Here is a 12,023-nt window from a genome sequence, read left to right as displayed (position 1 = left end):
CCCGCCGGTCATCATGGCGAGCCATTCGCGCCAGGCGAGCCGGAGCTCGTGGCGGGCGAACCAGGACAGCGCGGTGGCCGAGCTCATGCGGCTTCCTGGAGGGTCACCAGCGCGATGAAGAGATCTTCCAGGCTGGTATCGGCGTGCCCGTTTTGCTGCCGGAGCTCAGTCAGCGTGCCCTCGGCAACCAGGCGGCCGGCTGCGATCACGCCGATGCGGTCGGCCATGCGTTCGGCGACCTCGAGGATATGCGTGGTCATGATGACGGTGCAGCCGGCGCGGACGCGCTCGCTCAGGAGTCCCTTGACATGGCGGGCGGAGACGGCGTCCAGTCCCGTCAGCGGCTCGTCGAGGATGATGAGGCGGGGATCGTGCACCAGGGCGCCGGCGAGGGCGACCTTCTGGCGCATGCCCTTGGAAAAGCCCTCGCAGCGTTCGTGCCGGTGCGGCTCGAGCCCGAGCGAGTTCAGGAGCTCCGCGGCGACCGGTTCCGAGGCCGATGGTGCGATGCCCCACAGACCGGCTACGAACTCGAGATATTCGAGCGGCGTGAGCTTGTCATAGATCATGGGCTCGTCGGAGACCCACGCCATCACCTGCTTGGCGGCGACGGGGTTTTGGAGCGCATCGATGCCGAAGATGGAGACCGAGCCGGCATCGGGCCGCAAAAGGCCTGCAACCATGCGCAAAGTGGTGGTCTTGCCGGCGCCGTTGGGGCCGACCAGCGCATAGAATTCGCCGGCATGGATGGTGAGATCGAGGTTATCGACCGCCAGACGGTCAAAACACTTCGTTAACCCCATGACTTCGAGCGCCGAGTCGTCCCGCTTCATCACGGCCACACCTTGCGGTTTTGCATCGCTCGCCACCATGCCCCGAAGATGTTTCGGCACCGTGAATCGCGCTGCCGCAAATTCCGTCATCCGGATTGGACTAATGGCAAGTCACCGTTTGTTGACAGCGCTTGGCGGTTCAGGCTGAATTGGTGAAGGGACGAATGGCGCGAACGCAGCGAAACGACTGCGTAGCGACTGAACACAAGATGCGGCAAGGCGGTCAGGAAGAACCGCCGGTTGTATCGGGAGGATGCGCGACGATGCTGGATTTCGTTCAGCAGCTGGTCAGCGGTGTTGCGCTCGGCTGCGTCTACGGCCTGATCGCGCTCGGCTTCGTGCTTGTCTACAAAGCCACCGAGGTCGTCAATTTCGCCCAGGGCGATTTGATGATGCTGGGCGGCTTCTTTGCCTTCACCTTCATCGGCATGATGGGGCTGAACTACTGGATCGGCTTTGCCGGTGCGGTGGCGGCGATGGCGCTGTTCGGCATGCTGGCCGAGCGCGTGGTGGTGCGGCCGATCCTCGGCTATCCGCAATTCTCCATCATCATGGCCACCATCGGGCTCGGCTATTTCCTGCGCTCGATCGCAGGCATGATCTGGGGGACCGATGATCTGAAGATCGAGACGCCGTTTAGCCAGGGCGTGCTGCGCATCGGCCCGCTGGTGCTCGCCTACGACAAGCTCTCGGTGATCGCGGCGACCATGATCCTGTGCACGCTGCTCTATCTGTTCTTCAACAAGACCACGCTCGGCACTGCGATGCGCGCCAGTTCCGAGAACATGCTCGCGGCCTATTACATGGGCATTCCGGTCAAGCGCGTGGTGTCGATCGTCTGGGCGATCAGCGCGGCGGTCGCGACCTGCGCCGGCGTGCTGCTGGCGCCGATCACCTTCATCCATTCCAATGTCGGCCTCGTGCTCGGCCTCAAGGCGTTTCCGGCCGCCGTGCTCGGCGGCTTCGGCTCGATCCCCGGCGCCGTGGTCGGCGGCGTCCTGATCGGCGTCATCGAGAGCATGGCGGGCTTCTATCTGGCCGAGGGCTGGAAGGACGTCGCGCCCTACATCGTGCTGCTCGCCGTGCTCTTGCTCAAGCCCGAAGGCCTGTTCGGCCTTCACGTCCGCAAGAAGGTCTGAACGCATGCGCTTCCTGTTCAAGACCGACTACGAGGACGACATCAGGCTGTTTCCGCATTCGGGCTATTACGTCTCATACGGTCTCCTGCTGGCCGTGCTGCTGATCGCGCCCTATGTGCTCTCCAGCTATCTGATGAGCCAGCTCGTCTTCGTCTGCATCTATGCGACCGTCGGCGTGGCGCTGCTGATCCTGACCGGTTTCACCGGGCAGGCCTCGCTCGGGCACGCGGCGTTCCTCGCGATCGGCGCCTACACGGCGGCGTACTTGCAGACGTACAACGTGCCGTTCCCGGTCTACTTCCTCGCCGCAGGCCTTCTGTCCGGTTGCATTGGCGCGTTGGTCGGCTTTCCCGCGCTGCGGCTCCAGGGCATCTACCTCGTCATCGCCACTATCTCCTTCGCCTTGATCGTCGAGGAGATCCTGGCGCGTTGGGAGAGCGTGACCCACGGCAACGAGGGCATGCGGGTGAAGACGCTGTCGCTGCTCGGCGTTGCGGTGCCGCGCGACAGCCCCACTTTCTATTTCCTCTGCCTCGCCGTGCTGGTGCTGACCATCGTCGGTACGCTCAATCTGCTGCGTTCGCCCACCGGGCGCGCCTTCGTCGCGATCCGCGACAGCGAGACCGCTGCGCGCAGCATGGGCGTCAATGTCGCGCTGTACAAGGTGAAGTCCTTTGCGATCTCCGCGGCGATCACCGGCTTCGCCGGCGTGTTGTTTGCGCACAAGCTCTCCTTCATCTCGCCGGAGATGTTCACGCTCCAACTCTCGATCGAGTTCATCATCGTAATCCTGATCGGCGGCACCTTCAGCCTGCACGGCGCGGTGCTGGGGGCAATCTTCATCGTGATGATCGATCCGTTCCTGACCTACCTCAAGGACGACATGCCCGGCATCATCGCCGGCATTGCAGCGACCTTCGGAGCGGGCACGCAAGCCGCAGCCAATGTCCAGTCCAAGGTCGCGGCCTTTGCCTCGCTCAACGGCCTGAAAGGCGCGATCTACGGCATCATCATCGTATTGTTCGTGCTGTTCGAGCCGCTCGGGCTTTACGGCCGCTGGCTCAAGATCAAACTCTTCTTCCAGCTGTTCCCGCTCTACAAGCGCGCCACCTTCAAGCGGCAGAAGATCTACGTGAAGTCGGAGCGCAACCGATGAGCTATTTTCGCGCCGAGAACTTGTCCCTGCATTTCGGTGGGCTGAAGGCCGTCGATGCGGTGTCGTTCGCGGTCGAGAAGGGCGAGATCCTCTCGATCATCGGGCCCAACGGTGCCGGCAAGAGCTCGATTTTCAACCTGATTTCGCGGATCTACCGCCCGACCTCGGGTCGCATCTTCTTCGAAGACCAGGACATCACGGAGCAGCCGCCCCACGACATCGCAAGGCTCGGCATCGCCCGCACGTTCCAGAACATCGAACTGTTCGAGAATGCGACGGTGTTGTCGAACCTGTTGGTCGGCCGCCACCGGCATTCGACCACGCAGCTTTGGCAGGAGCTGTTGTTCCTGCCGGGCGTGCGCGCCGACGAGAAGGTGCATCGCCGCAGGGTCGAACAGGTCATCGAATTCCTCGATCTCGAGCCCTACCGCGACAAGCTGATCTCGGGTCTGCCTTACGGCGTGCGCAAGGTGATCGAGCTGGCCCGCGCGCTGTGCTCGGAGCCGAAGCTGATCCTGCTCGACGAGCCGTCCTCCGGCCTCAACGTGGAGGAGACCGACGACATGTCGTTCTGGATCCGCGACCTGAAGAGCGAGCTCGGCGTCACCGTGCTCATGGTCGAGCACGATATGTCGCTGGTCAACCGCGTCTCCGACCGCGTCATCGCCCTGAACTACGGCCGGGTGCTGGCGATGGGCTCGCCCGCCGAAGTGCAACAGCACCCCGATGTCGTTGCCGCCTATCTGGGAGCCTGACGCGATGGATGCCGTGGTAACACCAGACATCATCCTGAAACTCTCCAACATCGAGAGCTATTACGGGCCGATCATGGCCATCCGCGGCATCTCGCTCGAAGTGCCGCGCGGCCGCATCGTCACGCTGCTGGGCGCCAACGGCGCCGGCAAGACGACGGTGCTGAAGACGATCTCGGGCATTCTCGATCCGCAGAAGGGCGCCATCGAGTTCATGGGCAAGTCGATTCAACGCATGGAGGCGGACAGGATCGTGCGGCTGGGCCTCAGCCACGTGCCGGAGGGACGCGAGGTGTTCCCGTTCCTCTCCGTGCGCGAGAACCTGATGATGGGGGCCTATCCGCGCAAGGATCGTAACGGCGTTGCGGACGATCTGGAGCGCGTCTACGGCTATTTCCCGCGGCTGAAGGAGCGCATCAACCAGCCGGCCGGACAGCTCTCCGGCGGCGAGCAGCAGATGCTCGCGATCGGCCGCGCGCTGATGAACCGGCCGACTCTGTTGCTGCTCGACGAGCCCTCGCTTGGGCTGTCGCCGATCCTGGTGAAGGAAATCTTCGCGATCATCCGGCGCGTCAACGAGGAGCAGGGCATGTCGATCCTGCTGGTCGAGCAGAACGCCAAGGTGGCGCTGGAGACGGCGCATTATGGCTATGTACTGGAGACCGGCCGGATCGTGATGAACGACAGCTGCGACCGCTTGATGCATTCGAAGGACATCCAGGAATTCTACCTTGGCGCCAAGGAAGCGGGCGCACGAGGCGAGCGGCGCTGGAAAAAGAAGAAGACTTGGCGTTAGAGGAAGACTTGGCGTTAAGGGAAGACTTGGCGTTAGAAAAAGCCTTAAATACCAAAGCCCATCCGCCAATATAGACCGCCGGCAAGGCAGGCAGCGGAGGGGAACGCGACAGGGAGGAGACGTGCATGGCCCGACCGGCGGTGCTGACGGTCGCTGACACGATCGCGAAAAGCTTTTTGCGCGCCGCGGAGACGCGGGGCGACAGGCCGGCTATACGCGAGAAGAAATTCGGGATCTGGCAGCCGACCAGCTGGCGCGAATGGCTGGAGATCTCGAAGGAGGTCGCCTACGCGCTGCATGCCATCGGCTTCAGGCCCGGCGACGTTGCTTCCATCATCGCCAACGCCGTGCCGGAATGGGTCCATGTCGACATGGGCATTCTGTGCGCCGGCGGCGTCTCTTCCGGGATCTATCCGACCGATGCCTCATCCCAAGTCGAATATCTCGTCAACGATTCCCGGACGAAGGTGATCTTCGCCGAGGACGAGGAGCAACTCGACAAGATCCTGGCCTGTCGCGCACGCTGCCCGTCTCTGCGAAAGATCATCGTGTTCGACATGGAGGGCCTCAGCGGCTTCTCCGATGAAATGGTGATGTCGCTCGACGAGTTTCGCGCGCTCGGGCGCAACCACATGGCCGGCCGCGAGGCGCTGTGGCAGGAGATGGTCGACAGTCGTAGCGCAAGCGATCTCGCGGTCCTCGTCTATACATCCGGCACCACGGGTCCGCCCAAGGGCGCCATGCACGCCAACCGTAGCGTCACGCACCAGATGCGGCACGCCAACGATTTCATTCCGGCGCGCGAGAACGAGGACCGGCTGATCTTCCTGCCGCTTTGCCACGTCGCCGAACGGATCGGCGGCTATTACATCTCGGTCGCGCTTGGCTCGGTGATGAATTTTGCCGAGAGTCCGGAGACTGTGCCGGACAATCTGCGCGAGGTGCAGCCGACCATCTTCCTCGCGGTGCCGCGGATCTGGGAGAAATTCTATTCCGCCATCACCATCGCGCTGAAGGATGCGACGCGTTTGCAGCAATGGGTCTACCGCCGCGCCATCGACATCGGCTATCGCATGGTCGATTGCAGGATTGAAGGCAAGCCGCCGCCGCTGCCGTTGCGGCTCGCCAACGGCATCGCTTACCGGGTCGTCTTCCGCAACATCCGACGCATGATCGGGCTCGACCGTTGCCGCATCGCCTTCACCGGCGCGGCGCCAATCGCGCCGGAGCTGATCCGCTGGTATCTCGCGCTCGGCATCGACATTCACGAGGTCTACGGCCAGACCGAGAATTGCGGGGTCGCCACCATGATGCCGGCGGAGCGGATCAAGCTCGGCTCGGTAGGCAAGGCGGTTTCCTGGGGCGAAGTCGCGCTGTCACCCGAGGGGGAAATCCTGATCAGGGGCGACTTCCTGTTCATGGGCTACCTGAACCAGCCGGAGAGGACAGCCGAGACCATCGACCATCGCGGTTGGCTGCATACCGGCGACGTCGGCACCATCGACAATGAGGGCTTCGTCCGCATCACCGACCGGATGAAGGACATCATCATCACCTCCGGGGGCAAGAACATCACGCCGTCCGAAATCGAAAATCAACTGAAATTCTCGCCCTACATCTCGGATTCCGTGGTGATCGGCGACAAGCGGCCATACCTCACCTGCCTCGTGATGATCGACCAGGAGAATGTCGAGAAATTCGCGCAGGACCACGACATCCCCTTCACCAATTATGCCAGCCTGTGCCGCGCGGCGGAGATCCAGGACCTGATCTGGCGCGAAATCGAAACGGTCAATGCCAATTTCGCCCGCGTCGAGACCATCAAGAGATTCTATCTGATCGAACGCCAGCTCACCCCGGAGGACGAAGAGCTGACGCCAACCATGAAGCTGAAGCGCGGCTTCGTGAACAAGCGTTATGCCGCCGAGATCGACGCGATGTATCCGGCGCGGGCGGTGGCTTGAACAATCTTGTTTGAATAACAGGGAAGGAGTGAAGGCCCCACCCTTCGCATCATAAGGGCCCCAAGGAGAGGAGACTTCAATGTCGAGATCGTTGAAAACGTTCGGCTTTGCGGCAGGCGCGGTGGTGCTCACCTGTCTGCCTGCCGCGGCGCAGACCAAGGTCACCAATGAGGGCATCTCGGCCTCCGAGATCGTCATCGGCACCCATCAGGATCTGTCGGGGCCGATCAAGGGCTGGGGTGTGCCAGTCTCGAACGGCATGAAGATGGCGGTCGAGGAGATCAACGCCGCCGGCGGCGTCCAGGGGCGGAAGATTCGGCTTGTCGTCGAGGACAGCGGCTACGATCCGAAGAAGGCCGTGCTCGCGTCGCAGAAGTTGATCGAGCGCGACAAGATCTTCGCGATGGTGGGGCCAATGGGCTCGCCGACCGTGCTGGCGGCGCAGGATATCCTGCTCGACGCCGGCGTGCTTCAGCTCTTCCCGCTGACGGCGGCGGAGTTCACGTTCAAGTTCGATCCCGCCAAGCCGCAGGAGCGGCTGAAGTTCAACAATCTGCTGCCCTATGTCGAGAGTACGCGGGCGGCGCTGAAATACATGATGGAGTGGAAGAACTTCAAGAAACCCTGCATCATGCATCAGGACGACGAGTACGGGAAGAACGTGCTCGACGGCTTCAACCAGCAGCTTACTGCCATGAAGGTGCAGCCGGCCTCGATCACGAGCTACAAGCGCGGTGCCTCCGACTTCAGCGCGCAGATCGCCAAGATGAAGTCCGACAGCTGCGACCTCGTTGTGCTCGGCGCTGTGCTCCGTGAGCCCATCGGCGCGATGACGGAAGCCAAGAAGCTCGGCTGGGAGGTCACCTTTCTCGGCGCGACGCCGACCAACGTGATGGAGGTGCCCATGCTCGGCAAGGAGGCGGTCGAAGGCCTCTATGCTGCGTCCGGATTCGAGATTCCCTATGAGGACACCGCAAAGGGCAAGGTGAAGGACTGGCTGGTCAACTACAAGAAGATGTTCAGCACCGATGCCAACACGCAGGCCATCATTGGCTACAATGCGGTGATGACGTTCGCGTTTTACGCCAACAAGGCGGGCAAGGATCTGACCGGCCAGAAGATGCTGGACGCGCTGGAATCGGGCGACAAGTTCCTCGACATCTTCAACTCGCCGCCGACCAAATTCTCCAAGACCGACCACCTCGCCAACACCATCACCCAGGTGCAGCAGGTCAAGGGCGGCCGCTGGGTTCTGGTGAAGGACAATCTGATGTTTTGATTTCTTCGCCTCTTCCCGCATGCGGGGAGAGGCGGGAATTTGCGCAGCAAATTTCCCGGTGAGGGGGCTCTCCGCGAGTCTAACTGTCACCGGATTCGCTGAAGCAGCCGCTCACCCCAACCCTCTCCCTGCGAAGAGCGGGGAGAGGGAGAGCACACAGCCCTACGATCCCCCACCTGCGGTGCCTGAATTCACCGGGGCCAGTTCGTCTTCCCGGCAGCGCCAGCCATCGGCGGCTTTGACAAATGCAAACGTGCGCTGGATCCGCAGGCGGCGTGTGACGTTGAAGGCGTCCGTGGAGCGCTCCTTGTTGCCGACGCCGGGCTGCGGACGACCCGTTCTGGCATCCCAGCAGGTGCCCGTACAGGTCGTGGCGATCTTGCTGCAGGTGGCGAAGGGCGCCAGCACGGCCATCTCGATCTCGCCCGTGACCTGCGCTTCCTGCTCGCCCACCTGGCTGTCGAGTGCGTAGACGCGGTTGATGCGGAGGAAGTTGCCGCAGGAATTGGCCGCGTGGATTCGCGCGGCGCAGAAATCGACGGCATCGGTGTCGGGCGAGTGGGCTGCGACCTGCCGGCCGAACACCTTCTTCGGATCGCCTTTCGCCGTGCCAATCTCGTCAGCCTTGTGCTTCAGATAGCCGGCGAGACAGTCCTCCGCGGACTCGAGCTCCCCGAGCGGCACGTTCTCCTTGCCAACCAGATTGCATTTGCGATCGCGCTCCCGCGTCCACCGGCCGTATTCGGCGAAGGCAAAGCGCGCCGCGGTCGGATCGAGCTTGCCGATCAGGCCGAGAACCTCGCTGTTCAACTCAGTCTCGGCCAGCGCCAGCGACGGGTCCGCACAGATCAGCGCGCCCGCGGCGGTGTTGGCGGCGAGACAGTCGAAATCCGGATCGCGTACGATCGCTGCGCGCTCATCGGTCACCTTGAGAAGACATGCCTTCACCCGGTCGAAATCTTCGGCGCGGATCGCGGTCTGGCCGACGATGCCGCAACCGAGATTGCGCTGGCGGATCCAGATCGCGTTCTCCTCGATCCCGGGCAGGCGATCGGGCAGGCGGGCAAGCCGCGCCTCGATTCCCGTGCTCAGCTTCTCGGCGGCGGCGGCAAGCTCGGCATCACCGCAGAACAATTGATTGCCGGGATCGCGGATCTGCTGGCAGTTGTTCCTGGCGAACAGCGGCAGCCTGTCGGCGACGGAGCGGTCGGACGGGCTGGATTGCGCGAAGCCTGGAGCCGCCGGCAAGGCCAGCAGCGCAAGCATAGTCAGCACGATGAACCGCATTCCAGTCGCCCCCGCATAGCCGCGGGCATGCTAGCGTCCCGAATCGCGCGGCGAAATGACTTTGTGGGGTAAGCGTACTTTATACCGGGCTACAACAAGATCAACGCGCCTCGGCGGCGATCATCGAGAACCGCACGGGCTCGTCGACATATTTCAACACGGCCGACTGGTAGAGCACGAACAGCGGCTGGTAGCTCCGTGCAGCGTCGTCCTCGACCATTGCCATGCGACGGTTGTCGAGCATCAGCCAGTGGCCGTCGAGCCGTGCAGCGGCAATCGCATGCTCTTCGCCGGCCCTGAGGTCGCGCACCACGACGATGCGGAGATCTTCCGCGGCAATGCCCGCGAGCTTAAGAGCGGCGAGCTTGGCAATGGCATAGTCCTCGCAATCCCCGGCGCCACGCGCGAAGGTCGCGAGCGGCGAGCTCCAGACGTCCTCAGAACCGTCATCGGCGGCGCGGATGCCGAGGTTGATGGCGCGATTGGTTTCGCCCAGCCGGGCGCGGCCGTCACGGCTGCGGGCCTGGTCGACGATCGCGAGCAGTTTCAGCGCAGCGGGCGAAGCGCAATTGTCCCGATCGCCGTCGCACAGGGCGAGCTGCACCATGTCATCGTCGAGCCTGGACCTCAGGGCGAGCCATTTCTGTTGCAGGCTGCCGGCGGAGATGGCGAAGGCGAACACGCCGAACGGCTCGGCGGATTTGCGCACGAGGACGCCGGCTCCCGGCGATAGTAGCGTGCCAGCGCGAAGCTCGGCGGCCGATCCGAGTAGGATCAATCCGCACAGCACAAGGATAGCGCGCCAAGCGCGCGAACGAGCAGCGGTCTCCATCTGACATCCCCTTCCGGCTTCGCCAGGTCCCCCTCGACCTGCACGTGCCGGGCTTTGTTGCTTTCGCGGAGATAGTGCGAGGCGGGCGGTTTTGTTCTGCTTAACGCGCCCGGCCTGGGGTCCCAAAACCGGGCAACAGGCTGAAACGGGCCTGCTCATATTGCGTAAAATTTTACGATTCGCCGGCTAGGAGGGCGGCAGTTGCCGCGAAGAGGGACCAATTGCAGGCAGAAGTTGTTGTGGAACTGATTCTGCGCCTTATGGCTAACGGCTGGCTATTTCGCGAGTTCTGTTAGCTGGATCACAGATTTGGCCCCGTATTTGCCGCAGGGTGGTGCGGGGCACCACGAACAAAAGATGACAGAAGTATCTATTGCCAGATTTCTGCAATAGAATACATGAGGTTACTGAAAATGAGCGAAAATAAGCGCTACTTTACTTATGAGTATTTGAAAGATTACTTTGGCTTCCCTGCAGGTGCCCAGCCGTCCGAGAGCATCGACCGCTTGGTGATGCGAAATCACACAAGCAATAGGTGGTTTCGCTAAGGACTTGGTAATGATATGCAAGTTTAGGCGAGCGATACTTACTTAGATTTTAACTCCTTTTTTGGTGCCCGGATTGAATTACGCTGGCAAATTTGACGCCGCGATTTCCTTGGACGGCTTGGGTTCCCGATCGCCCGCCGATGGCCATGTCGATTCCTTTACTGCGAAGGCACACGGCCACGTGCCCGATGGCGCATTCGTGGTTCCCGACCCGAACCTGATCTTCAACGGCGATTTCAAGCGCGCCGGTCTCGATCTCGTGCTGTCTCATGATGGGCACGATTTCGTCGTTCACGATTATTTCAGGGGCGACAAGCGCGCGGCGATCGCCTCGCCCGACGGCGCGCACCTCACCGGCGACGTCGTCAACGCACTCACCGGCCATGTGCAATACGCGCAGGCCGCCTCAGGCATTGCCGCCGCGCAGGTCATCGGCCACGTCACCAAGCTCTCCGGCAGCGCGACCGCGGTCCGTAACGGCGTCTCCGTCATCCTGAACAATGGCGACAACGTCGAGAAGGGCGACGTGGTCTCGACCGGCGGCGACTCGACGCTCGGCATTACGTTCATCGACGGCACGGTGTTCGGCCTGTCCTCCAATGCGCGGATGGTGCTGAACGATATGGTCTACGACCCCAACGGGTCGAACAATTCCTCTCTGCTCAGTCTGGTCGCCGGCACCATCACTTTCGTTGCCGGTGAGACCGCTAAGCACGGCGACATGAAGGTCGACACGCCGGTCGCCACCATGGGCATCCGCGGTACGGCGGTGCTGAGCCAGATCAACTTCGTCGTTCCCGCTGGCGGCGGCGATCCGCAGCCGCAGGCAAGCTTCCAGGTGCTGGTCGAGCCGAACGGCACGACGGGCTCCTACATCCTGTTCGACAAGGTCACGCTGCTGCCGATCGCGACGGTCAACCAGGCCGGCCAGATGATCCAGATCAGCGGCGGCAACGTCTCGATCTCCAATGCGCTGATGTCGCCGGACATCCAGAAGCTGATCACGGACGTGTTCACGCTGAAGTTCACGGACAACAACAGCAACACCAAGCTGACCCAGAACTTCACCGACTCGATCACGCAGACCGGCAACATTGTCTTCATCAAGACGGATACCGGTGCCACCGCGACCGCGACCTTCACGCATCTCCCTGAGCCGGGATCGCAGGGGACCGGCCATAATCCGTCGACCAGCACCCGCATTCCCGGCCCGCCCGTTCGTCAAAGCCTCGATCTCAACGGCAATGTGAAGACGGCGTTCGAGATGATCGAGCGCGCGGGCACGACCGGCGACACAACTCATTACGATACCATCTCCGGTCGCATCACCTTCGTCGATCAAAACCTGGCCGATCTGCCGACGGTGAGCATAGACCTCGGCGATGCGCCGAACTTTGTCTACAAGAACGCCGGCCAGCAGGATGTCACCGGCGCGCT

At 62.4% G+C, this 12,023-nt stretch carries 10 protein-coding genes; 7 read left to right on the top strand and 3 right to left on the bottom strand.

Annotated features, from left to right (window positions below; genetic code table 11):
* Positions 1-83: 83 nt before the first annotated feature.
* Positions 84-833 (bottom strand): ABC transporter ATP-binding protein, encoded by a 750-nt coding sequence (locus IVB32_RS25990; RefSeq protein WP_026233520.1) that lies wholly within the window; start codon positions 831-833, stop codon positions 84-86.
* A gap of 263 nt (positions 834-1,096) precedes the next feature.
* Here IVB32_RS25990 and IVB32_RS25985 point away from each other — a divergent pair, with 263 nt between their 5' ends.
* The 6 genes from IVB32_RS25985 (at position 1,097) to IVB32_RS25960 (ending at position 7,919) form a co-directional block, all read left to right on the top strand.
* Positions 1,097-1,972: a branched-chain amino acid ABC transporter permease gene (locus tag IVB32_RS25985; protein WP_018458185.1), complete on the top strand. Its 876-nt coding sequence runs from the start codon at positions 1,097-1,099 to the stop codon at positions 1,970-1,972.
* 4 nt (positions 1,973-1,976) lie between these two features.
* Positions 1,977-3,128, top strand: coding sequence for a branched-chain amino acid ABC transporter permease (locus IVB32_RS25980; protein ID WP_018458186.1), 1,152 nt, complete (start codon positions 1,977-1,979; stop codon positions 3,126-3,128).
* Positions 3,125-3,883 carry an ABC transporter ATP-binding protein gene (locus tag IVB32_RS25975; protein WP_018458187.1) on the top strand — a complete coding sequence of 253 codons (759 nt, stop codon included), beginning with the start codon at positions 3,125-3,127 and terminating at the stop codon, positions 3,881-3,883. Before IVB32_RS25980 ends, IVB32_RS25975 begins: the two co-directional genes overlap by 4 nt.
* 4 nt (positions 3,884-3,887) lie before the next feature.
* Positions 3,888-4,676 carry an ABC transporter ATP-binding protein gene (locus IVB32_RS25970; RefSeq protein WP_018458188.1) on the top strand — a complete coding sequence of 263 codons (789 nt, stop codon included), beginning with the start codon at positions 3,888-3,890 and terminating at the stop codon, positions 4,674-4,676.
* Between the two features lie 125 nt (positions 4,677-4,801).
* Complete coding sequence (locus IVB32_RS25965; RefSeq protein ID WP_018458189.1) at positions 4,802-6,640, top strand: AMP-dependent synthetase/ligase; 1,839 nt, start codon at positions 4,802-4,804, stop codon at positions 6,638-6,640.
* A gap of 79 nt (positions 6,641-6,719) precedes the next feature.
* Positions 6,720-7,919: an ABC transporter substrate-binding protein gene (locus IVB32_RS25960; RefSeq protein WP_026233521.1), complete on the top strand. Its 1,200-nt coding sequence runs from the start codon at positions 6,720-6,722 to the stop codon at positions 7,917-7,919.
* A 162-nt stretch (positions 7,920-8,081) separates the two neighbouring features.
* On the opposite strand, the gene IVB32_RS25955 is transcribed toward IVB32_RS25960, so the two are convergent.
* Both IVB32_RS25955 and IVB32_RS25950 read right to left on the bottom strand, forming a co-directional pair.
* Positions 8,082-9,206, bottom strand: coding sequence for a lysozyme inhibitor LprI family protein (locus IVB32_RS25955; protein WP_247369327.1), 1,125 nt, complete (start codon positions 9,204-9,206; stop codon positions 8,082-8,084).
* A 100-nt stretch (positions 9,207-9,306) separates the two neighbouring features.
* Complete coding sequence (locus tag IVB32_RS25950; protein WP_018458192.1) at positions 9,307-10,038, bottom strand: transglutaminase-like cysteine peptidase; 732 nt, start codon at positions 10,036-10,038, stop codon at positions 9,307-9,309.
* A 621-nt stretch (positions 10,039-10,659) separates the two neighbouring features.
* On the opposite strand from IVB32_RS25950, the gene IVB32_RS25945 reads away from it, so the two are divergent.
* On the top strand, positions 10,660-12,023 hold a 1,364-nt coding region (locus IVB32_RS25945; RefSeq protein ID WP_247411805.1), incomplete at its 3' end, for a FecR domain-containing protein.

The sequence above is a fragment of the Bradyrhizobium sp. 23 genome (assembly GCF_023073295.1).
GTDB lineage: Bacteria > Pseudomonadota > Alphaproteobacteria > Rhizobiales > Xanthobacteraceae > Bradyrhizobium > Bradyrhizobium canariense_D.
This window is presented reverse-complemented; position numbering and strand designations above follow the sequence as displayed.

Coding starts and splice junctions, on each gene's coding strand:
- IVB32_RS25955 (WP_247369327.1), bottom strand. CDS start 9,206: ATGCGGTTCATCGTGCTGACTATGCTTGCGCTGCTGGCCTTGCCGGCG.
- IVB32_RS25960 (WP_026233521.1), top strand. CDS start 6,720: ATGTCGAGATCGTTGAAAACGTTCGGCTTTGCGGCAGGCGCGGTGGTG.
- IVB32_RS25950 (WP_018458192.1), bottom strand. CDS start 10,038: ATGGAGACCGCTGCTCGTTCGCGCGCTTGGCGCGCTATCCTTGTGCTG.
- IVB32_RS25970 (WP_018458188.1), top strand. CDS start 3,888: ATGGATGCCGTGGTAACACCAGACATCATCCTGAAACTCTCCAACATC.
- IVB32_RS25985 (WP_018458185.1), top strand. CDS start 1,097: ATGCTGGATTTCGTTCAGCAGCTGGTCAGCGGTGTTGCGCTCGGCTGC.
- IVB32_RS25965 (WP_018458189.1), top strand. CDS start 4,802: ATGGCCCGACCGGCGGTGCTGACGGTCGCTGACACGATCGCGAAAAGC.
- IVB32_RS25980 (WP_018458186.1), top strand. CDS start 1,977: ATGCGCTTCCTGTTCAAGACCGACTACGAGGACGACATCAGGCTGTTT.
- IVB32_RS25975 (WP_018458187.1), top strand. CDS start 3,125: ATGAGCTATTTTCGCGCCGAGAACTTGTCCCTGCATTTCGGTGGGCTG.
- IVB32_RS25990 (WP_026233520.1), bottom strand. CDS start 833: ATGAAGCGGGACGACTCGGCGCTCGAAGTCATGGGGTTAACGAAGTGT.